The sequence below is a fragment of the Nonomuraea sp. NPDC048882 genome (genome assembly GCF_040649755.1).
Classification (GTDB): Bacteria; Actinomycetota; Actinomycetes; order Streptosporangiales; family Streptosporangiaceae; genus Nonomuraea; species Nonomuraea maheshkhaliensis.
In genome coordinates this window covers 1-19,744 of record NZ_JBEZGB010000027.1, presented here as the reverse complement: position 1 = coordinate 19,744, position 19,744 = coordinate 1, and the positions used below count along the sequence as shown (strand labels likewise).

22 protein-coding genes are annotated in these 19,744 nt (G+C 63.8%); 2 read left to right on the top strand and 20 right to left on the bottom strand.

Annotated elements, in window-relative coordinates; all coding sequences use genetic code 11:
• Nucleotides 1-454: 454 nt before the first annotated feature.
• The 12 genes from AB0C27_RS50985 to AB0C27_RS50930 form a co-directional block, all read right to left on the bottom strand.
• On the bottom strand, nt 455-1,822 hold the full coding sequence (locus AB0C27_RS50985; RefSeq protein ID WP_357861683.1) for a site-specific integrase: 1,368 nt from the start codon (nt 1,820-1,822) through the stop codon (nt 455-457).
• Nucleotides 1,823-1,833: 11 nt separating this feature from the next.
• Nucleotides 1,834-2,028: a helix-turn-helix domain-containing protein gene (locus AB0C27_RS50980; RefSeq protein ID WP_357861682.1), complete on the bottom strand. Its 195-nt coding sequence runs from the start codon at nt 2,026-2,028 to the stop codon at nt 1,834-1,836.
• Between the two features lie 174 nt (nt 2,029-2,202).
• Nucleotides 2,203-3,381, bottom strand: coding sequence for a DUF3631 domain-containing protein (locus AB0C27_RS50975; protein ID WP_357861680.1), 1,179 nt, complete (start codon nt 3,379-3,381; stop codon nt 2,203-2,205).
• Nucleotides 3,382-3,436: 55 nt separating this feature from the next.
• Nucleotides 3,437-4,330, bottom strand: coding sequence for a bifunctional DNA primase/polymerase (locus tag AB0C27_RS50970; protein WP_357861678.1), 894 nt, complete (start codon nt 4,328-4,330; stop codon nt 3,437-3,439).
• A gap of 291 nt (nt 4,331-4,621) precedes the next feature.
• On the bottom strand, nt 4,622-5,068 hold the full coding sequence (locus tag AB0C27_RS50965; protein WP_357861676.1) for a single-stranded DNA-binding protein: 447 nt from the start codon (nt 5,066-5,068) through the stop codon (nt 4,622-4,624).
• A gap of 24 nt (nt 5,069-5,092) precedes the next feature.
• Nucleotides 5,093-5,311, bottom strand: a complete 219-nt coding sequence (locus AB0C27_RS50960; RefSeq protein WP_357861674.1) for a hypothetical protein — start codon at nt 5,309-5,311, stop codon at nt 5,093-5,095.
• Between the two features lie 140 nt (nt 5,312-5,451).
• Nucleotides 5,452-7,704 (bottom strand): cell division protein FtsK, encoded by a 2,253-nt coding sequence (locus tag AB0C27_RS50955; RefSeq protein WP_357861672.1) that lies wholly within the window; start codon nt 7,702-7,704, stop codon nt 5,452-5,454.
• Nucleotides 7,701-8,093, bottom strand: a complete 393-nt coding sequence (locus tag AB0C27_RS50950) for a hypothetical protein (protein WP_357861670.1) — start codon at nt 8,091-8,093, stop codon at nt 7,701-7,703. The genes AB0C27_RS50955 and AB0C27_RS50950 overlap by 4 nt, the downstream gene beginning before the upstream one ends.
• A gap of 11 nt (nt 8,094-8,104) precedes the next feature.
• Complete coding sequence (locus tag AB0C27_RS50945) at nt 8,105-9,109, bottom strand: DUF2637 domain-containing protein (protein WP_357861668.1); 1,005 nt, start codon at nt 9,107-9,109, stop codon at nt 8,105-8,107.
• Nucleotides 9,106-9,489, bottom strand: coding sequence for an RRQRL motif-containing zinc-binding protein (locus AB0C27_RS50940; RefSeq protein ID WP_357861666.1), 384 nt, complete (start codon nt 9,487-9,489; stop codon nt 9,106-9,108). Before AB0C27_RS50940 ends, AB0C27_RS50945 begins: the two co-directional genes overlap by 4 nt.
• On the bottom strand, nt 9,489-9,818 hold the full coding sequence (locus AB0C27_RS50935; RefSeq protein WP_357861664.1) for a WhiB family transcriptional regulator: 330 nt from the start codon (nt 9,816-9,818) through the stop codon (nt 9,489-9,491). The genes AB0C27_RS50940 and AB0C27_RS50935 overlap by 1 nt, the downstream gene beginning before the upstream one ends.
• Before the next feature lie 22 nt (nt 9,819-9,840).
• Nucleotides 9,841-10,008, bottom strand: a complete 168-nt coding sequence (locus tag AB0C27_RS50930) for a hypothetical protein (protein WP_357861662.1) — start codon at nt 10,006-10,008, stop codon at nt 9,841-9,843.
• Nucleotides 10,009-10,456: 448 nt separating this feature from the next.
• Between AB0C27_RS50930 and AB0C27_RS50925 the strand changes: the two genes are divergently transcribed.
• Entirely contained in the window at nt 10,457-11,704 is a 1,248-nt protein-coding gene (locus AB0C27_RS50925; RefSeq protein WP_357861661.1) for a hypothetical protein, read from the top strand.
• On the opposite strand, the gene AB0C27_RS50920 is transcribed toward AB0C27_RS50925, so the two are convergent.
• The 4 genes from AB0C27_RS50920 to AB0C27_RS50905 form a co-directional block, all read right to left on the bottom strand.
• Complete coding sequence (locus AB0C27_RS50920; RefSeq protein WP_357861659.1) at nt 11,701-12,609, bottom strand: aminoglycoside phosphotransferase family protein; 909 nt, start codon at nt 12,607-12,609, stop codon at nt 11,701-11,703. The genes AB0C27_RS50925 and AB0C27_RS50920 overlap by 4 nt on opposite strands.
• Nucleotides 12,609-13,298, bottom strand: coding sequence for a GntR family transcriptional regulator (locus AB0C27_RS50915; RefSeq protein ID WP_357861657.1), 690 nt, complete (start codon nt 13,296-13,298; stop codon nt 12,609-12,611). The genes AB0C27_RS50920 and AB0C27_RS50915 overlap by 1 nt, the downstream gene beginning before the upstream one ends.
• Before the next feature lie 222 nt (nt 13,299-13,520).
• Entirely contained in the window at nt 13,521-13,742 is a 222-nt protein-coding gene (locus AB0C27_RS50910; protein WP_357861655.1) for a hypothetical protein, read from the bottom strand.
• Between the two features lie 79 nt (nt 13,743-13,821).
• Nucleotides 13,822-14,091 carry a hypothetical protein gene (locus AB0C27_RS50905; RefSeq protein WP_357861653.1) on the bottom strand — a complete coding sequence of 90 codons (270 nt, stop codon included), beginning with the start codon at nt 14,089-14,091 and terminating at the stop codon, nt 13,822-13,824.
• Nucleotides 14,092-14,228: 137 nt separating this feature from the next.
• Here AB0C27_RS50905 and AB0C27_RS50900 point away from each other — a divergent pair, with 137 nt between their 5' ends.
• On the top strand, nt 14,229-14,690 hold the full coding sequence (locus tag AB0C27_RS50900; protein ID WP_357861651.1) for a winged helix-turn-helix domain-containing protein: 462 nt from the start codon (nt 14,229-14,231) through the stop codon (nt 14,688-14,690).
• 346 nt (nt 14,691-15,036) lie between these two features.
• On the opposite strand, the gene AB0C27_RS50895 is transcribed toward AB0C27_RS50900, so the two are convergent.
• The 4 genes from AB0C27_RS50895 to AB0C27_RS50880 all read right to left on the bottom strand — a co-directional run bounded on the left by AB0C27_RS50895 (nt 15,037) and on the right by AB0C27_RS50880 (nt 18,870).
• On the bottom strand, nt 15,037-16,098 hold the full coding sequence (locus tag AB0C27_RS50895) for an alpha-hydroxy acid oxidase (protein WP_357861649.1): 1,062 nt from the start codon (nt 16,096-16,098) through the stop codon (nt 15,037-15,039).
• Nucleotides 16,095-16,694, bottom strand: coding sequence for a TauD/TfdA family dioxygenase (locus tag AB0C27_RS50890; protein WP_357861834.1), 600 nt, complete (start codon nt 16,692-16,694; stop codon nt 16,095-16,097). The genes AB0C27_RS50895 and AB0C27_RS50890 overlap by 4 nt, the downstream gene beginning before the upstream one ends.
• A gap of 560 nt (nt 16,695-17,254) precedes the next feature.
• Nucleotides 17,255-17,590 (bottom strand): PPC domain-containing DNA-binding protein, encoded by a 336-nt coding sequence (locus tag AB0C27_RS50885; RefSeq protein ID WP_357861647.1) that lies wholly within the window; start codon nt 17,588-17,590, stop codon nt 17,255-17,257.
• Between the two features lie 20 nt (nt 17,591-17,610).
• Complete coding sequence (locus AB0C27_RS50880; RefSeq protein WP_357861645.1) at nt 17,611-18,870, bottom strand: hypothetical protein; 1,260 nt, start codon at nt 18,868-18,870, stop codon at nt 17,611-17,613.
• Nucleotides 18,871-19,744: the final 874 nt, after the last annotated feature.

The window sequence follows — 19,744 nt, the reverse complement described above, 5'->3', positions numbered from 1 at the left end:
CGGCCTATCACTGGGCACAAGTGATGGGTCACGTCGAACACCTATCGACACCCAACGCTTGTTTCCATCTGGAGAGTATCCACATGCCACTAAATCATCCACGGGGCTAAAGGCGCTAGCTTGAAAGGAGATTTCGCACGGCGTGACATCGTCACCCAGCTCAGTGAGGGGATCTGCTGTCAAAAGGCAACTCAGGAGCAACGCCCCATAACGATGCTCCAGTACAGTGCCACCGCCGCCGGTGGAGTACGGGCTTGTTCCTCTCACGCCACCACCCCAAATGATGCAACCCTCACCATGCCCCAGTAGACACTACCCTGATGACAAAGGGCATATGCTTGCTGTGCGGCGTATTCGCTGATGTCGGCCTAGTTGTGCGGAAGCGGCCCCAGGCGAGCCTCACATCAACCCTCGTCGCTGCAACTTATGAGTCGTTGCGCTTAGCGAAAGTCGATCACGTTTCTAGGGCGACTTCGATGCGACGATTGATCTGGCTGTCGCGTCCATCGAGGCACTTGGCGTACCGCTTGAGGAGGACCTCCACGCTGTTGCCCGCACGCTCTGCTACCACCGTCGCATCGACGCCCGCGTTGAGCCACGTGGACAAGGCAGCGTGGCGCAGGTCGTAGGGCTTTCCAGCAAGGAATGAGGCGACCTGCTGCGGGGTCAGGGCGAAGCGGCGGGCCTCTTCCCACGCTCGCGAGTAGGTAGATGCGCCGAGGACTCCGCCGCGCTCGTTGCGGAACAGGCGTCCATCCGGGGCCGTGCCGAACTCCTCAAGGTGTGCTCGCAGTATGCGAATCAGTTCCGGCGGGATCGGCACGGGACGAATCTCGCGTTCCTCTCGCTGCTTGAGCCCGCGCTGGTCGTGAACGGTCCCGTTGTCAGTCCACTGCTTGCCGCTGCTTGGGCGGGTGACTTCGATGGTGAGCAGTCCCCATCCTTCCTCCGGCAGGACGCAGTCGGTTTTCCGAAGGCCGGTCGCCTCAGCCGGGCGAAGGCCGGCGAAGTAGAGGGTGGCGAAGAACGCCACAAGGCGGCGGCCTCGTCCGCGACGCCAGCTACCGACGTAGGAGAGGCTGACGAGCAGCTCGCGAGCTTGAGCGGGGTTGACCACACACCGCCGATCGACGCTGTTATCCCTGGCCACCCTCTTTTGTTTGACGCGCTTGAGCGGGTTCTCAGTCAGTTCGCCGAGGTCGACTGCGTATGCGAGGGCGGTGTTGAGACCACGGCGTCGGCGAGCTGTGGTGTCTGCCGCCGCCCGCTTGCCGTCGCGCGTGAGCATGAGTTCCTCGCAGACGTTGCGCGCCACTATCGGGTCTGCCAGATCGCTAACGTTGATGGTGCCCTTGCGGATCAGGCGCACGGCGTAGTCGAGACCAGGAGGGGCTGCCTCGTCGTCCTGGCGCGGTATGAGGGCCCATTGCATGGCTGCTCTGATTTCTTTCTTAGAAAGATCGGAAGCTTCGGCCGTCAGAAGCGCGAACGTGGCGACCGTGAGGCTGTCTACGATGCTTTCCCGGGTCTTGGCGGCGGCGCCCTTCCAGCGCATGTGTACGTACTTGCGGCAGAAGTCGAACCAGCTCAGGATGGCCTTTTCTTCGGTCTTCGTCATGGAAGCGGGCAGGCCGGTAACCATGTCGAAGGGTTCGCCCTTCTTCGCGGCCTTGAGCAGGTCAGCACGGAAGTGGTCGGCGAGCGCCTTGGTCAGAAACGACTTGGACTTGGGCTCCGTGCCGACCTTCCAGCGGAGTTCGTACGGCTTGGCACGGCCCTTGCGCTGTCGGATGGTCCAGATGACTACGTCGAGGGTTTCCATGTGGTGTCCTCCTAGGCTGCGGTCTGCTCGAAGGTGGTGAGCCAGGCGTCCAGGTCGCAGCGGCGGACCTTGCGCTTGCCGTTGGGGAACTTCAGGGACCTCGGGCCACGGCCGGTGTGCAGCCAGCGATAGAAGGTGGATTTCGGGACGTCGATCTCGTCGAGGACCTCGGCGATGGTGAGCAGGGTCTTGGGACGCGTTGTCATGTGGTGCGTGCCTTTCGGGCATCGTGATCGGTGCTGGGTGATGCCTCGGCGGTTGTGCTTGGCGGCTGGTCGCCGAGGGTGTTCGCGGGTCATCGGACGGGGGTGAGCCGTCCCAGCCGTCCCAGGGTCATTTCCGCAGGTCAAGCCTGGGACGGCTTGATTGAGTGGGACGGGTCATGCCGTCCCAGCGATGGGAGCCGTCCCGCTCTGACCTGCGGTGACGAGGCTGGGACGGCTGGGACGGGCCTCCCTGTCGATCGGCACGACATCGGCCTCTGGGATGGGTCCAAGGGCGGGGCAGTAGCGCGCCCAAGAGTCGGCGAAGTCGGCCCGCTGGTAGCCCTTGGCCTGCTGACCGTTGGGGAAGCGGATGTTGGCCGAGCGGATGTCGTATTCGCGCAGCATCGTGCCGAGCTTCATCGCGGTCAGTCCGGCCGGGCCGTGGTCGGCCCATTCACTCTCCGGGTCGCTTTTGAGGCGCTCCAGCAGGAGGGCGGTGGGTAGGGCGGTGTCGGGGCCGAACGCGGTGCGGCAGGCAACGAGCAGGCGCACGCGGGCCGAGGTCTGGCCGTTGTCGTCAGCCTCGGCGGTGAGCGTCAACGTGGCGGCGCGGGCTCGATCCGGCCAGCCCTCGCCCGCGTGGTCGGCGACGATGACGAGGGGTTCCCAGGTGTCGGCGGCGCGGTCTTCTACCGGCATGCTGGGTTCTGCCGCTTCCAAGATGGACAGGTCAGCGCGGAGCCACAGGTTCAAGTCGGCGGCCAGGTCGCGTAGTGCGGGTCGGTCGCGGCGGTGGCGGTAGGGGGCGGCGTTCTCGCCGGGGGCGCGGCGGCGCATGCGGATGACGACGGCGCGGTCTTCGATGGTGTCGGGCATGGCTCCGATGCCGGCGAGTGCGGCCATGGCGAAGGTCGGGATGCTTTCGACGCGGTTGGTGGCGGCGTCGTAGCGCTTGGCCGGGCGGTTGCGCTGGTGTCCGGCGTTGAGCAGGCCGCGGAGGTCTTCGTTGCCGTCGGCTTTGGGGCCGAAGATGGTGTCGGCTTCGTCCACGAGCATGGTGGGTGGGTCTTCGGTGATGGAGCGGTAGACGGCGGCGCTGGAGGAGTTGACGGTGATGAACGGCTCGTGGCAGGTGGCCTCCACCACGTCCAGGAGCCGGGACTTGCCGCAGCGTTTCTCCGGGCCTCGGATGACCAGGCGGGGTGCGTGGGCCCATGCGGGCTGGGCGTGGGTGGCGGCGATCCAGAGCGTGACGGCGTCGGCGGTCTCGGGGCTTGGCAGGATGACGTAGCGGGTGAGCGCGGCGCGGAGTCGGTCGAGCAGAGCGGCGCCGTTCGGTGTGTGGTCGTTCATGGCTGGTGCTCCTTGGCTGGTGTTCATGCGGCCCTGCTACGGCGTGGCTGGGCGTTCATGCCTGCGGACAAGCCGAGGCGATGACGGCGGCGATCTCGCGTGAGGGGTTCGGGTCGCCTTCGGCGTTCGCGGTCTCGGCGGCGAACTGGAGAGCGGTGGTGACCATCTCGGCGGGCAGCACGCCGCGTGTAACGAGTTGGCCGAGGTTGAAGGCGGCGGTGTTGAGCGCGCGGTTGCGGGTGCCGCGCCGGGCGGTGGCAACGCGTTCGACCTCACCGCGTAGTGCGGCCTCGCCGTACTTGGTGAGCCGGTGATCGGGCAGGCTGGTCAGCAGATCGGCGGCGCTCGTCGAAGGCGGTGCGGCGGGTGCGAGTACCTTGGCGAGCCAGGCCGGGAGCGGTGCGGGTGGCGGGTCGCGGGTGATCTTGTAAGGGCCGGTGCCGTCCGGTTGGGTGACGTGGCTGCCGGGGCCGACGATGTAGCCGCCGCAGGCGCGGGTGTCGATCAGCCAGCCGAGTCCGCCGTTGTGGCCTGCGCTGTTGCGCAGCCGTACGCCGTCAGCCGGGGTGAAGTAGAGGTGCGTGCCGCCGCGCCGGGTGCGGACGGTGAAGGTGTCGTCGGGGTAGGGCTGGGCGTGTTCGGCGCACAGCAGGCGGAAGACGTGTTCCCCGTTCTGCGGGTGCTGTTGGGCGAGGCCGGCGGGCGGGTGCTCGCCGGGCTTAGGCTGGTCGAGGTCGATCACGACCAGGCGGGACGGGCCGCAGGCGATGCCGATGTTGTACGGCTGGCGCGGCCAGAAGGCGGCGATGCGGTCGGTGTCGGTGGTGGCGTGCCGTTCCCAGTCGGTGAAGCCGCGCAACGGCTTCTTGCCGCGCGGGGTGAGCGGGAAGACGTACCAGCCACGGGCGGCGGCCTGGAGGGCGGCGCGGGTCAGATCAAGCCACCCCATTGGACGCCTCCTTGACCGCAAGGAACCGCAGGCGGTAGCCCTCGGCAGGGGCGTGGAGAAGAGCGTCCAATGGGGTGGCGGTGCGCGCGTTGACCGTGAGCCGACCTCGGCCGAGGTGGTTGAGGTCCTCCCGGTGCGGGCGCGGCGTGATCGTTCGGGTGTGGCGGTGGGAACGGGTGCTGGTCGGTGGCATGCTGGCAGTGCCTTTCCTCGTGATCGGGGTGGGTGGCCTCGGCGGTTGTGCTTGGCGGCTGGTCGCCGAGGCCGTATCCCGGCGATGCGTCGGCGTGGCTAGAACGGCGGCTTATCGCCTGTCGGGGCGGTGGTGGCCCATGCGTCGGGCGGGCTGCTGTTGTGGCTGGTAGGGGCCTTGCGGGCTGCTCTGGCGGGCTTGGCGGTGGCGAAGCGCAGGGACGGGCCGATCTCGTCCACGGTCATCTCGAAGACGGTGCGGTGTTCGCCCTCGTCGGTGTCGTAGGTGCGCATGCGGAGCTGTCCGGAGGCGATGACGCGGGTGCCTCGGGTGAGGGACTCGCAGATGTGCTCGCCGAGGTCGCGCCAGGCCGAGCAGCGCATGAACAGCGCCTCGCCGTCCTCCCACTGCTCAAGCTGCTTGTTGTAGGTGCGCGGGCTGGAGGCGATGGTGAAGGTGGCGACGGCCGTACCGGTCTGGGTGAAGCGCAGTTCGGGGTCGTTGGTCAGGTTGCCGATGATCGTGATGGTGGTCTCGCCGGACATGGCGGGTCCTTCCGTGTAACTGGGTTAGTGGGTGCCGTCGCGGTACAGGCGGCGGGCGTAGACGTACAGCTGCCAGCCGAGGCGGGGCCGCATGCCGGTGCCGTCGCAGGCGCGGCAGGTGCGGTTCTTGCCACCGGGGCGGCATCGCAGGCAGGTGCCCCAGGGCGAGGCGAGGCAGAATCCGATGTAACTGAAAGTGACGAACAGTAGGCAGAGGACTAGAAGGGCGATGAGGGTGGCCATGTGGGCCTCCAGGGCCGTTTCCAGGGTTTCCGCAGGTCGGGGCCTAGGCGCTAGATAGCAGGTCGAGTGCCGTTTTGGGCTCTAGGCGGACCTCTAGACCTAGAGGGGTCTGCCTCTAGGTCTAGAGGCGATCGGCTGGGTTACGACGCCTTGCCTCTGTCACGCTGGGTGACTTCGGTGACGATGTCGTCGCGGGTGATGCCGATGCGGTTCGCGCCCTTGCCGCCGCTCTCGGGCGTGCCCCACACCTGCATGGTCTTGATGCCGTACGGCTTGAGCGCGCTCGTGAGCTGGGCGGTCTTCGCGCCGCCCTCCAGCCGCGCCCAGGCTCCGTAGATGTCGGGCCGCAGTTCGGCGAGGCGATCCACGATTGCCTCGTTCCACACCTTCGCCTCGGACGGCGGGAGCACGGCGAGGATGTCGGCGAGTAGGTCGAAGGTGGGCGCGTGCTGCTCGGGCGTCTCGCCGAGGGCGTGCCCGCTCAGCAATCCTGTGCTGGCGCGTAGCGCGTGGGCGCGGTCGGCGATGCGCTGTGTGGCGGGCGTGTCCAGGTAGGCGGTGCGCACCACCTTGGGCATCGGGGTTGCGCCGAGCAGGTAGCCGATACCGGCGTCAATCGTGGGTTGGAAGACGGTGGCGCGGATGCCGTTCTTGTAGGCGGAAGTGCCGAGGATCATGTCGTTTTCGAGCTGGCCGGCGACTCGCAGGCAGAACCGGATAGTGACGTTCGCGCTGATGCCGGTGGGCAGGCTGTCCTTGTCCGGGCGCTGGGTGGCCAGTACGAGGATCACGCCGAGGGCGCGGCCGAGCTTGATGATGAACTCGGCGTCGTCACCCGCCTTGTCGCCGAACTCGGCGTGGGCGAACAAGTTCTGGCACTCGTCGAAGATGGCGACCAGCGGATGCAGGCCCAGTGAGCGTTTGTCGGCGATCTGCCGGGTGACCTTCTTGTCCGGGCACAGGTCGGGCGGCAGGGCCTTGAGGGCGGCGGCGCGACGCATCACCTCCTTGCGAAGCAGCGCCAGAGAGTCAGCGGCGTAGCTGATGGCCTCGTCCTCGATGCCGGAGACGTAGCGGTGGCAGTTCTGCTCGTGCGGGTCGAGGTCGCCGGTGCCTTTGAGTTCGTGGACCCAGAGTTCGGCGCTGGGGTCGAGGGCCGCGCCGGAGGCCAGCACCCGTACCGAGGCGGTCTTGCCCTGGCCGGGCTGTGAGCCGATCAGGATGTTCTGCTCGACGAGTGGGACGACGATGGCGCGGCCTCGCGGGTCACAGCCGAACGGGATGCCCTTGAAGACGTCGTGCAGGCTGGCCTTGAGCAGCGGGGACTTGATGACTGTCTTGGACAGGTCCTTATCCCCCACCCACAGAATCAGCCGCCCCTCATGGATCGTCGAGTCGCCCTCGGGCCAGATGCAGCCCAGCGGGCGGCGTAGCGCCGAGGCCATGCGGTCGCGCTTGTCCATCACGTCTGCCACGGTCACGCCGTACGGCAGGTCGATGTCGGCCCGCCATCCAGGGCCGTCGCGGGTGATCGGGGCGACGAACCGGATGGCGTCCTTGGGGTTTTTGGCGATGGCCTGGTTGATGCCGGCGATGCCGAGCACGGTCAGGGAGCGTACGACGATGTCGCTGGTGAGCTTCTCCACCGTGGACGCTACGACCGCGCGGTTGATCAGTGGACGGTCGGCGGGCTTGCCGAGCACGCCGAGGGTGGCGATGGCGACCGCGAGCGCCATCCACTGCACGGGGTCTGTCTGATCGGCCACGATGACGCCCGCGATCAGCAGCGTGACGAGGGCGGAGACGGAGACGAAAGCGCGTAGCCGTACGCGGGAATCACGCTGCCTGCTGAGCTTCAGGTACGCCTCGGGGTCGGCCTTCTGGACGGCGGCCAGGCGTACCGGCTCGCCCTCCAGGTCGAAGGTCCATTTGACGACGCTGCCCACCAGACGTACGAACCCTCGCGGGGCGCGTGCGGTCAGCCGTCCGCCGTACAGCGGAACGCGGCAGACCTGGTATCCGGCCACGTGCAGGTAGTGGAGGCCGATCCACTTGACGGTCTCGACCGCCTCGGTGCGGGAGCGCAGCCACAGCGGGACGATCGGCTGTCGGCTGCGCGCCTTGGCCTCCAAGGCGGTCCGCCAGTCCGCAGCGGTCGGACCGGGTTGGTCGACGCGGACGACCGCGCCTTCCAGGACCGGTCCGTCCGCACTCGCGGGGCTGTCCTCGCTGTCCTGCTCGGACCGGTCGGCGGGACTCGACGGCTGACGTCCCGCGCGGGCGGCGTCCAGGTGAACGATGTCCGCGTCCTTGCCGTTCCCCTGGTCCGGGACGGCGGACAGGTCCGGGTCCTTGTCGTCCTCGTGGTTGGGATTGTCCTGCTGGTGGGTCATGATGTGTGCACCTCGTTTGACTTGCTGGTCTCGGGGTCCTGGGGCGCGGTCGTTGTCTTGGCGGATGAGGCCGCGCCCCATGTGCTGGTCAAGGACGATGCGCGGTCGGACCGCTGCTCGTCCGGTCGGTCTGTGGGCTCTTCGGCGGCGGTCGGGGTGTGCGGTCCGTCCGCTTCGGTGATGCCGAGTTCGGCCCGCCAACAGGCGGCGAGCAGTTCGGTGCGGTCCTGCGGGAACGGGCGCCTGGTCAGTAGTTCGGCCAGCAACATGGCGGTGATGGCCTGGTTGCGGTCGAAGGTCCGTCCGGGGTACCCGGTGATGCTCCAGCGTCCATCGCGGAGTTCGGCCACGTTCGGGCAGTTGTCCGAGGTCATGTGCGTGTCAGTCATGCTCAGGCTCATCAGGCAGCCTCGTCCTCGCGTACCGGAGTCTGGTTTCTGGGACCCTCGGTCTTCAGGCGCGACAGGAGCGCTCCGGCTCGGTCGGTCGAGATGCTTTGCCCTTGGCTGCGGATGGCGTCTCGAAGTCGGTCACGGGTCAGGGGTTCGCCTTGTGCCTTGAGGTCAGCGGCGACTCGTCGTCCGAGGGGGACGAGGTCACCCACGTTCGGCGTCGGCGGCAGGGACTTCTTGGTAGGGGTGCGGTTGGAGGTGGGGCGCTTGCGCGGCGCGGGCGGCAAGGCCGGCGGGACGTTCGCCTGATCGATACGAACGGCCTCCGCCTTCACCGGGATGTTCTTGGGCGTGAGTTCGCCGAGGTGGTACAGGGCTCGCTCGCGGCGAGTGGCCTTCCAGCGCCAGAGCAGGCCGTACCTGTCCTGCAGCTCCGTCTTGGCCAGGATGCGCTCACGCTCGCGGCCGAGGGCCTCGGGGTAGCTGCAGACCTCCCAGAGCACCATGCGGCGCCAGAGCGCGACGGTTGCCATCGGGGCCAGTAGCCAGCGTGAGCGCCGGATTCCGTCCATGTGGTCGGGCTTGGCCAGGTCGGCGCGCTTGCGGATGATATGGGCACCCACCTCGATCGCGATGACCCACAGCAGTGGGAGTAGCGCGTGGGCGACGACCGCGAACCAGTCGGTAGGTCCGGGGGCGCTGAGGTAGGTGGCCACGTTGAGGTAGACCGTCGCGCCGGTCAGTGCCCACGGGATGAACCGGAGCCAGCTCACCCGCATGCCGAGACGGGCCAGCACGATATCGAGTGCCGAGAACACGGCTATGCCCAGGTCAATGCCGAGCGGGACCGTCCAGGCGAACCAGCCGAACGAGGGGCCGGCAGCGTGCGCGACACGCTCGAAGCTGTTGATGAAGCCGAGCAGGCCGAGCGCGCCGGTAACGGCGGCTGTGACGGCTACGGCTGTCCGCTCCCCCTCGGTGAGGGGGCGGGACACGGTCTGGCAGGCGTTCATGCGGCTACCTCCTCCGCGCAGTCAAGGCAGATGCCGAGGTGGCGCGGCAGCACGTACCCGACATCCGTCAGGCACTCCGGGCAGGTACGGCGTGCGGCGTTCGCCTTCGCAAGGGCGATGCGCTGGCCGAGGGTCGCGGTGCGCTTGGGCAGCGCGAACCGCACGTCGTACAGGTAGGCGGCGCGGACGCCGGGTGCGCCGTAGCGGCGGGAGCACCACAGCACTTGGGCCTGAACTCCCTGACCGCCAGGACGCAGCCCTTCGGCGGTGAGCTGGCGCAGGGTGAGCAGATGCGGCGGGGCCATCTTCCACGGGTAGGTAGGGATGCTGTACCGGTCTCCGGTCGGGTCCCAGAAGCGGGCGCGGATGCGGCTTGCCATCAGGCCACCTCCAGGTCTTCCAGCTCGGGGGCCTGATCGGCGACCTCGGCGGGCGTCCGGCCCGCCCAGATGCCCGAGGCCGGCCGGGTCTGCAGCGTGTAGAGCTCGCAGAGCAGCAGGGCCGGGCAGGTGCCGCAGATCTCACGAGCGACGGACTCGCGGGCAGCGCGCTCCTCGGTGTTCTCGATCGTGAGCCGAGGGCCGGTGTGCAGCTCGGGGTCGTAGGTGCATTCGGGAAGCGGCGTTTCGCCGTCTACGCGCCAGGTCGCTTCCACTTCGGCGAGCGACATGCGCGCCGGGTGCATCGGGCGGTTGCTGTTGTGTGCCACTGGTGGATCTCTCTTCCTGCGGTTAGTTGCTGATGGTCTGGACGAACCGCGCGAACGACTCGGACGCGCTCATGACCAGGTGCGCCGCCGTCTTGACGATGGTTGCCGCGCCCTCGGGGTCCTTCAGGGCGTAGAGGGCGGCGCAGATCATGAGGACGGTGGGGAGCACCTTTCGCGGACGGACAAGCATGTTGAGCCCTCTCGGTTCGAGAACCTGCGAGCAGGTTCTAAGAGACATAGAACATGTACAGTCACTGAGAGTCAAGCCCTAGGCACCGACTGTCTTGGGTTCCTGCGGGTCTCGCCTCGCTCGTTCCTGCTGACTCAAGAGTTCCTCGTCACGCGCTCCGGCAACACTGTGATCACCCCCGGGACTGAATGCACAGGGGGCGCTTTTTAGGGGTGATCCGGCCCTCGACCAGGAGAAACACCCATGCCGAATTTGTTGATTTCGAGCCGCGCAAGCCGTGTCCGCGCCATGATTGCCCAGGCTCGGATATGCGGAGGTGAACGTGTCGCGGATACCCAATGTGGCGCTTGCACAGGCCATGCGGCGCGCGGACTGCTCGAATTCCGGACTAGCCTCACGAGTGCGACAAATTGGCCAGAAAGACGGCATAAGCCTGAGTTGCACACATGTGGACGTCAAGCGCTGGCTTGATGGCGTGAAGCCTCGGCCGACGACCGCGAGGTTCATCGCCGAGGCCCTCTCCCAGAAGGCCGGCGCGACCTTCTCCTTGGACGACATCGGGTTCGGCGACGTCGTCACCCCGGAGACACTTGAGGCCACTCTTGCGCACGGCGGCGGGATAACGGAGGTCGGAAGCCTGCTGCTGGGCCTTACCCGCAGAGACCTCGCCGACGATCCCGTTGCGCTTGATTCCGTGGTCGTACCGGACGCTTGGGGAGAGTCCCTGATCGCATGGCTCCTGTCACGGCCAGAGCCACTTCACTCCAGGGAAAATGCGCGACCATCTGTGGGCGTGTGGGATGTGCACACTGTCCGGATAACCACTGAGATCTTCGCCAACATGGGCTTCCAATTCGGCGGCGGGCACGCACGCTCTGCGCTTATCCAGTACTACAACCGCGAAGTTGTCCCGATGCTGGATGGCAAATTCACAGAGGCAGTAGGGAGGTCGCTGTATGCAGCTGCTGCCGAAATCACCGAGCTGGTCGCTTGGACGGCCTACGACTTGGGACGGCATGGGCTCGCACAGCGGTACTTCCTCCAGGGCCTTCGCCTCGCGCAGGCGTCAGGCGACCGCATGATGGGCGGCCTGCTGTTGGCCGACATGAGCCATCAGGCCAACTACCTCGGCCGGTACAACCAGGCGATCCAGCTTGCCCGCGCTGCTCAGGAGGGCTGCAAGGACGTATCCACCGCTACGCCGATGGCCCTGTTCTACGCCATGGAGGCGCGGGCCCACGCAGGCAACGGCGATGAGGCCCAGTGCGCACGCGCCTTGCTCCAGGCCGAGCAGTACTTCAGCAAGCGCAGGGCCGAAGACGATCCGCCGTGGTCCCGCTACTTCGACGCCGCGGAACTGGCGAGCGAAGGTGCGCACTGTTATCGCGACCTCAGGATCCCGTCACAGGCGATGCAGTTCGTCGGCCAAGCAGTCGATCTGTGCGACCCGATGTACGTACGGACCCTGGCCTTTGACCGCCTGGTGCAAGCAGCGAGCTATGTGCATATGGGGCAACCGGCGAAGGCTGCTTTGGTCGCGCTCGAAGCTATCCACCTCGCGGGGCCTCTCAAGTCGGAGCGCTATCTGCGGTACATCCGAGACCTCAAGGCCGATCTCGTGGGCTTCGATTGCGAAATTTCCGTCCAGGCGTTCAATGATCTTACCGCCGAAAAATATCCGTTGCTTGCTCGCTAAAAGGCCCGCCAGCGACGAGGCTTATCAGGGTCCTGGAGACAGGAGAGACGATTGCGGAATTCCCGCGCGATAGCCTCGTTCTCGTTGACATTCTGCATGAGCCATGTCGTCATTTTCAGCTCGTTAATGTCCCTGAGTACGGGATAACCCTCCCACTCCAGAACGTCAAAGCCGTAGCGCTCCGCGAACTGGTCATATTCAGCACGAGTTCCCCAGCCCAGGGCGTGTTCGATGGCTGTGACGGCAAGGTCGGTCTCGGGAGGACCGAACGCGAAGCGCTCGAAGTCGATCAGCACTATGGTGCCGTCGGTGGCCTTGATGAGGTTGTCCGAATGAGCGTCCCCGTGCACCGCACAGGCGGCAAGAGGAAATTCCAGGGCCTCATAAGCCGTACGTAGCTGCCGATACTTCGCTAGCAGGAACTGACGTTGTTCATCTGAGAGGACATCGGCCGAAGAGATGCGCTCCGAGACGCGTCCAAGGATGTCGATCCTCGGCAGTGCCAGACCTTCCGGTACCGGCATTTGATGGAGGACCCGCAGCATCTCTGCTAGGTCGGTCAAAGTCGCAGGACCTCCACCGTTGTCGATGAAGTGCCAGAAGGTCACGGGCCTGTCCCTGATGATGAGAGGCTGACTGTGGCTGGTCGTCCGCGCCGCCGACAGTCCCGCCTCATAGAGCCAGGCCGACACCGCCACCTCTTTGCGAGCGTCGTCAAGCACGTCCAAGCTCCTGGCGATACGCACGACGACGTGTTCGGCAGGCAGAGCGTACAAGGCGTTCTCGCCGAGGCGGAGCAGCCGTGCGTCCTCGCTCACGAGGCCGGCGACCCTGCAAGCCTCCTGGAGGGTCTCGTGCGCTTCTCGAGAGGTGAAGGGGACTGCGGCTGGCTGGAACACTGTCACTAGGAGCCCTTTGGTTGCGTCTTGACCACGCGGCCTCTTCCGGCGCGCTTCTCGACTATCCCTTCCGCTTCTAGCAGCGCGAACGCTCGTCTGACGGTGATACGACCAACGCCTTGCTCTTGGGCCAGTGCATTCTCTCCGGGAAGCACAGCCCCTACGGCGAACTTCCCGCCGGCTATGTCCTGGCGGAGGGCGGCGGCAACGTCGTCAGCACGCGTACGCGCGTGACCGGGCCCGCCGACGAACCACCCTTTGCCATGGACGGAGGCGATCATCTGTTCAGAGGCAAGCAGTTGGAACGCCTGCCGGACGGTTCCCTTCGAGACGCCGTACTCTTCCGCGGCCGCTACCTCACCCGGTAGTTGCTGGCCGGGCGCAAGCTCGCCGCTCTCGATGCGCTTGCGTAGCGCCTCGGCGATCGTTTCGTACTGCGTCGAGGCCGCACGGCCGGCGCCTGGCGGTCCCTCCCCGACCACTCGCCGTCCACGGCCTGCCTCGCTGGCCACTAGTCCCGCACGCTCCAGCTCGGCGACGGCTTGACGAACGGTTCCTCTCGCCACGCCGTACGTACGAGCAAGGTCAGCCTCGGAGGGCAGCATGCCGCCGGCGGGCGGATCCCCGTCACGCATGCGGCGGCGGATGTCCTCGGCTATCCGTACGTAGGTGGGACCATCCGTCGCCTTGCTCATCGCGCTCCCTCGCCGAGGCACATCGTCTCTAGGGTAGGGCGGACAGGCTAAGACCTGCGATGCATCACGGCTCCGCGCCTCTTCTGATGTCTTCCCCCGATAGAGCCGAGGGACTCGGCAGGACGCCAGGCCAGCCCAAGTGCCCTGTTGCCTTTGAGAACTCCGAGGCCCTCCAGGTGGCTCCTCAGCATGGCCGGCCCACGGCGGGAGATCCGAACCAGGTCAGCCGGCCCGCTCCTGGCGCTCTTGCACCTCGTCCCACCTACCTTCGATGGCGGCATCGTCCGGGTCTTCACATCGATGCTCGTTCTCGAACGCCACCATGAGCGCCATCCAGACCGCACGCGCATGGTTGTAGCGGCCCCTGCCGATCTCCTCATAGCGTCCGGACGAACCGGCGCGCAGCACGAGGAACTGCCCGCCCTGGCTCGCCCACTCCAGCACGCCGCAGCACGAGGTCTCGGTGATCCGAAGGTGGTCTCTGGGCCGACGCAGATACGGCTCCCAGCGTGGCGTACGCGGGTCAGGAGGTGGTATGGCCGCTCGTCGGCTCAACGGCGCACTCCTGTAGGTAGTGGAAGACGTTGCGGCGGCAGCGCTGCCACGCGCACGCGAAGGCGAGTTCTAGCTGCGTGTCGGCCTCAAGCTCCTGCTTGACGCCATAGGCGACCTCGTCAGCGGTCAGCTTGGGCAGCGGCCTCGCCCGCCAAACGCCGAGTTGGTCGCGCCAGACGTAGAAGCGTCTGAACGCGCCGTGCAGGTCTTCAGGCGGGATACCGAGTATGGAAGTCATGTGTGGTTGATCTTCCGGCGTTGCGTTGGACATGGACACCAGCCAAAAATCCCGACTGACTGACGTTCGCCCAGTTAACTCTAGGGCCTCATGGCCACAAGGCTCATGGCAACATGGCCGGGTGACACTTGTGTGTTGTGATCGACTACAGCTCCGGGGTGCCGGTGTATCGCCAGGTCGCCAACGCGATCCGCGACGACATCACCGCCGGCCGCTACCAGCCAGGAGCGTGGTTGCCCTCGGAGTCCCAGTTGGCGCAGATGTACGAGGTGGGCCGGGACACGGTGCGCGATGCGCTTGCGCATCTACGGGCCGAGGGACGAATCACCACGGTCCGCAAGCGGGGGTCGATGGTGGCCACTGAGCCGTCCCGAGAGCCGTATCACATGCCCAATGGGGCCCGAGTGATTGCTCGTATGCCGACCCCAGACGAACGGCGAGACTTGGCCACGCCCGGGGAACGGCGTGAATTCGGCGGCATGCCCGAGGGCGTGCCGGTCTTCGAAATCGTGCCGGGGCCCCGCAAGCATCGAAAGGTCCTGCGTGGTGATCGTGTGGAACTGACCTTCGACGACTCGGCCGCTAGTGACAGCGAATAGGCTTCGGTCGCTGCACTACCTTGCTATGCATCTGACCTTCTGGAGTCTCCACTCGCGTACTTCTTGACGACCCGCAGGGACCTCATATCGGTCTCGGCATGAGATCTCAATGTCAGGTCAGCGCGGAGATACGCTGGTCCGGCTGCCATGCGTGTCCCGTCGTTCGCCTTGGAGGTCCGCCATGAGCTACCCCGTCGCCTCTGACCCGCGCACGTGGGGGTGGAACGGGACTACTGGTACCGACCCCGGCCTCATGGCCCTCTTCGAACCAGTGCATGGCCGCACCGACTCCACGATCGAAGGCAACCACCGACTCGAAACAGAAGCAACCGACACCAATCTTTGTTTAGCCGGTATGGCGAACAAGATCCTCGCCGAGATCTAGGATTGAAGCTTTGCCTAGCTGGCGCATGCCATCGACAAGCTCAGCTTTCATGAGCCCAAGTACGCCCTGAACGCCTCCGACGCCCGAAAGGCTCAAGCCCCATACATAGGGGCGGCCGATACAAACGGCGGTCGCACCCAGAGCCATAGCCTTTATGACGTCTAATCCTGAGCGCACGCCCCCATCCATAAGCACCGGGACTGCAGAATTGACTGCGGAAACGACGCCGACCAGCGCATCTAGTGTTGCTACGGAATCATCCAGTTGCCGACCGCCATGATTGGAAACTATGAGTGCAGCAACCCCACGGTCAACAAGGCGGCGCGCGTCGGAAGGTCTAGCAATACCTTTAACTATCATCGGCAAGCTTGTTACGCTTTGTATAAACGCTAATTCATCCCAGTTCACCACACGGCGCGGTAATCTCGCGTTCACGGGCACCGAGCCGTCGGAATACCCGATCTCGCGTAAGATACCAAACTCCACGTCATCCGGGCAGCCGAACTCTGATCTCTGCAGGGAAATCCTACGGGCCTCGAAGCTGTTGTCCACTGTGACTACTATGGCTGTCGCCCCAGCGCTCTCTGCCCTGTGCAACAGTTTTTTCGTTGTATCTCGTGTGCCGTAACAATAAAGCTGGAACCAGAAATCACCCTCAGGTCCAATATCGCGTAACGGATATTGGCTATCCGTGCTTACTATACTGATAGTGCCAGATTCGCGGGCCCCAGCCGCGGATGCAAGTTCGGCGTCCGGGTGAAAGAGCCGCTGCGGACTCGTTGGCGCAAGGATAACGGGAAAATCTAGGCTTTGCCCAAGAATCGCTGTTGCTACGATTGGGTCTGCAGCTTGCGAATCTAGAGGCGCTGGGAGGAGGCACCATCGGCTAAACGCCTCACGGTTCGCAGAAATAGTCCTTTCCCGCCCGGCTCCGCCTGATAGATAGGTCCATATCGGCTCAGGCAGATGTCGGCGGCTCGCGGCCTCGTAATCGTCTAAGTTGAGGTATGCGGTGCTAGTCATGCCGACCTCGCACTAATGATCGGTGGAGTTGGCGATCCTCCGACTGCTAGCCCTCCCAGGCTTATACGCATGATGTCCCGAAGGATATACGTCCGAAGAAGCCATCGATCGGCTTGGTTATATGAGGCCTGAAAAGTATCTCGGCCATGGAGGCAGCGATCATTGGCGAAGACTAGGAGCGTTCCAGGAGTCAGAGCCACCGGATACGCGAGCGATGATGCAACTTCACGGAACTTCACTGCGGCAGCCTCCGCCTCAGGGTCGAGCCCTCGCACTGAGCTGTGCCAGCGAATCGTTCGGCGGCCGGCGCTGCCAAGCAACGGAGTTAGCGTAACCCGCCTGTCTGGAACTCCGGAGATAAGAAAACTGTCGGGCGGGCTGATAGAGAATCGATCTTGCGAGAGAATCTCGATCACCCATGAAGGGCACCCCTGAATGATCTCGTCTATGAGGGCTACCCGGGTGGCGGGGGCAGGCACAGGACTACGGACACAGTACAGTGCCACGAAGTCTGGTCTGATGGAATGGAACGCTATTTCAGTATGGAGAGAGAGGGTCACCGTCGAAGATGCATTTGACTGAGTGGCCGCGTGCATGCGGGCAGGAACGACATTATGCACCAGCGCTCCTTGCTTCTCGGTTTCATAACCGAATTCATGCCCGAGATGACGAGATATCATTCCAAGCCAGAAACAACCTAGAGGAGGCAGAGCTCCCATGGAAGTAGCAGTCGCTAGGTGACTTGCCGGGTCGAAAGGAAGACCCGTGATTGCGAGTGCATCGAGATGGCCGTTTCTTAACCGCGACAGAGCTCGTCGGATCCTGCGTGGCATGCCCTTCTCTGAGAGCTCAGCCTCACTGAAATACTCCTCTACATGCTTTGTCCTGGGAAGAGCCGAAGACGGAAGCATCGCCATCCGGCTCTTTGCCTCTTCATGCATCACCTGACGGTCAGCGTCCGAGACGCGCAGCATGACAGGAGAGCTGAATTCATCCTCGTGGTTTGTTGATGCATTGGTCCGCATTTTGGGACCTCCTTCTGATTGTTTCGCGAGTTGTGCTCGACGCACCCAAGCAGGGATTATGTCCCGGCGATTGGGAGGTTACTAGAAGTTGCGTTCGCAGTCGCGCTAAGATGAGTAAGTGAACGTCCGCCTTAGTCCAGCGGCATGACATACGCTTCGACGAAATAGGACTTGACGTTTGCCCAGTGCAGATGTCCGGAGAGAGTCGAGTTATCTTCTCGACCTAGCACAACGTGAATGTGTACTTTGCCGTCGCTCACAGCACCGGTTCCGGAGAGTTCACACGGCTCCGTGTACTCCGTGAGGATATCCTTCATGGCGTCCGCCTTGGCCATGTTACTGATGCAGAATTCATCCGCTGCCCCGATCAACGAGACGATTGCAGCTTCCCTGATATTCCTTTCTGCGAGCTGCGCTGTGAGCGCCGCAAGGACCTCTTGTCCGGGAAGCACCTTGAGTTTGATCATTTTCTTTCCTCCTTGTGGTGTTACTCGGCTACTTTCTTGCCGGCCAAAGAACGTCCTGCGACCCGCAGAATCTCCGTTGACGTTTCAGTCGCAAGTGCATTACAGAGCGCTTCGCTAACCAGGGACGGATATTCCGAGCGGAATGAAGACAGGAGTACGGTTGAGCACCAACGCGCACCACCATCTGTTGAAGATGCGAGTTCTTCCGACAGCGCCCCGATGAATTTATTGAGCATTACGGATGGAAGATTCTGCCACACTGCGGGTGATTCTAGCGACTGGACACGTTTTTCAGCCAGGCTCCAATTCAACCCCAACACTCGGTGCGCCACGGCCGTTAGATATTTCTCTCGCATCGCCACGTCTTTGCCCAACTGGTTAAGCGCAGCTTCGCTTCCCTCTGAATTTTGAATCTTGGCCAGGACGCCAGCGCTGTTGACTCGCAAAGTCGCATCAGGAGACTCTGCCATCCAACGCCGCAAAGTTGTTTCATATTGATCATCGGAGGCCACGAATCGTTCGAGAATCCTGTCAGTGACATGACTTGTTTGCACCATTGTGAATCTTTTGGATATTCCCAAAACGATGTCAGCCGAAAGAGTCTGGGCTATCAAAACGTCCTTTAGGCCATCATCAACCAGCTTCAAACCCCCATGAACATCATGACACACAAAGCCTGGCACGGGCATCGCCGCTTCAGCGACCGCCCATTCCGCGAGATCATTTGGCAGAGAAGCAGGGTTTGCGACCATTGCTCGACGCAGGTGCAGTTCCCACGCAAACCACTTAAGGTAATCTCGGTCAGACATTCTTGCGATCATGCTTTGACTGAAGTCTTCCCAGTTCGCGGCCCCGGTTGCCGACAATGCGAAGGCAGCTCGCAGAAGCTCGCGTCGCTTCAACTCGTCTCTCCTATCAATGCGGACTGCTTCCTGTTCAATCTGGCTTGCCGTAATACCAAGAAGGAGCATGCGCGCATGAAGCGGCATCCTGAAGGCGTTAGCGTGGCGATGGATCACATCAACATTGCTTGCATGGTGGGGAACCTTCGCGTTCATTATTTCCGAGACTTGCGGTTGACTTTTCCCAACCGCCTGGGCTATACGCGTTTGGCTATACCCATATCGACGAGCCAATCGATAGAGACTTGTCAGGTCGCGATCAACTAAGGCTTTGCGAGTCTGAGGAAGAAGCCAAACTTCTTCAGGCACGAGTAGCGCGAATGCGTTTGCTGTGTCGGCCGCCGGCAGAGGCGAACCTTGGGTGGGCGTCAGCATCATCGTGCCTCCCTTGCTGGATCCACAATCTACTGGCTTCGAGATCGTGCGCAAGTGAGTCGACAAAGCAACCCATCCCCCGAAGGGATAGTGCTCAGCCCCATGGCCTTGCGCTCCTGCAAGAGCGATCGTGATAAGAGGACAAACCAGGATCAACCAACAGGACGGAACTCATGTGCAACGGAACGCAGCCACCTCAGCAGCAGTGGACCGGCACACCTCGGCGGGCGTTGGGACCGAAACGCCGAATGGAGGGAAGCGCGTTACAGGAGCGGTGGCATCCTGAAGGGGTATCAGGGCTTCGCCGGACACAACGGCTGGGCAACTGGTCGATGCCCCGCGTGGGCAAAGGTTCGGTCATCGGGAGCACTAGACTGATGGACTGGGTCGAGATCATTTCTGCCGCGACTGCCATCTTGCAGGTACTAGCCATGATCTACCAGTAGATCATGCTGACATGGGTGAGGTAAGCGTCCAGCAATCAAGAGGTGGGGCCAACGGGACGACATGCATCTATCCTCGAGAGGATACGCAGTTCGAATGATCAGATCGCCCGACCGGATCTACCATAGCCCTCAAGCTTGCCGCCCAGCGTACTCAGCTCAACCGCGTACATGCCTATCTCTAGGCTGCTTTCACGCTTGACGTGGGCCATCTATGGGCCACGATCACTGAACGTCGTGATTGGTCACTGCTCTTGCCTGGTAGAACGCAATGTAGGCATCCAAAGTGCAACCCTCTCCGGAGCCGGGTGCGTAGGTTCGAATCCTACAGGGGGCACACTGTGATGTCTCAGGACATCGGAAACCCTCGAACCTACGGGTTCGGGGGTTTCGTCTTGCTGGGGTTTGCCTGAGGTTGGTAATCGCGGCTGGGG

Bases quoted from the DNA above. Each gene is read 5' to 3' on its own strand.
- AB0C27_RS50930 (WP_357861662.1), bottom strand. From the start codon at position 10,008: ATGCTTGTCCGTCCGCGAAAGGTGCTCCCCACCGTCCTCATGATCTGC.
- AB0C27_RS50945 (WP_357861668.1), bottom strand. From the start codon at position 9,109: ATGAACGCCTGCCAGACCGTGTCCCGCCCCCTCACCGAGGGGGAGCGG.
- AB0C27_RS50985 (WP_357861683.1), bottom strand. From the start codon at position 1,822: ATGGAAACCCTCGACGTAGTCATCTGGACCATCCGACAGCGCAAGGGC.
- AB0C27_RS50970 (WP_357861678.1), bottom strand. From the start codon at position 4,330: ATGGGGTGGCTTGATCTGACCCGCGCCGCCCTCCAGGCCGCCGCCCGT.
- AB0C27_RS50915 (WP_357861657.1), bottom strand. From the start codon at position 13,298: ATGAGCAAGGCGACGGATGGTCCCACCTACGTACGGATAGCCGAGGAC.
- AB0C27_RS50950 (WP_357861670.1), bottom strand. From the start codon at position 8,093: ATGACTGACACGCACATGACCTCGGACAACTGCCCGAACGTGGCCGAA.
- AB0C27_RS50980 (WP_357861682.1), bottom strand. From the start codon at position 2,028: ATGACAACGCGTCCCAAGACCCTGCTCACCATCGCCGAGGTCCTCGAC.
- AB0C27_RS50940 (WP_357861666.1), bottom strand. From the start codon at position 9,489: ATGGCAAGCCGCATCCGCGCCCGCTTCTGGGACCCGACCGGAGACCGG.
- AB0C27_RS50955 (WP_357861672.1), bottom strand. From the start codon at position 7,704: ATGACCCACCAGCAGGACAATCCCAACCACGAGGACGACAAGGACCCG.
- AB0C27_RS50880 (WP_357861645.1), bottom strand. From the start codon at position 18,870: ATGATGCTGACGCCCACCCAAGGTTCGCCTCTGCCGGCGGCCGACACA.
- AB0C27_RS50895 (WP_357861649.1), bottom strand. From the start codon at position 16,098: ATGACTAGCACCGCATACCTCAACTTAGACGATTACGAGGCCGCGAGC.
- AB0C27_RS50975 (WP_357861680.1), bottom strand. From the start codon at position 3,381: ATGAACGACCACACACCGAACGGCGCCGCTCTGCTCGACCGACTCCGC.
- AB0C27_RS50965 (WP_357861676.1), bottom strand. From the start codon at position 5,068: ATGTCCGGCGAGACCACCATCACGATCATCGGCAACCTGACCAACGAC.
- AB0C27_RS50905 (WP_357861653.1), bottom strand. From the start codon at position 14,091: ATGACTTCCATACTCGGTATCCCGCCTGAAGACCTGCACGGCGCGTTC.
- AB0C27_RS50885 (WP_357861647.1), bottom strand. From the start codon at position 17,590: ATGATCAAACTCAAGGTGCTTCCCGGACAAGAGGTCCTTGCGGCGCTC.
- AB0C27_RS50960 (WP_357861674.1), bottom strand. From the start codon at position 5,311: ATGGCCACCCTCATCGCCCTTCTAGTCCTCTGCCTACTGTTCGTCACT.
- AB0C27_RS50890 (WP_357861834.1), bottom strand. From the start codon at position 16,694: ATGCACGCGGCCACTCAGTCAAATGCATCTTCGACGGTGACCCTCTCT.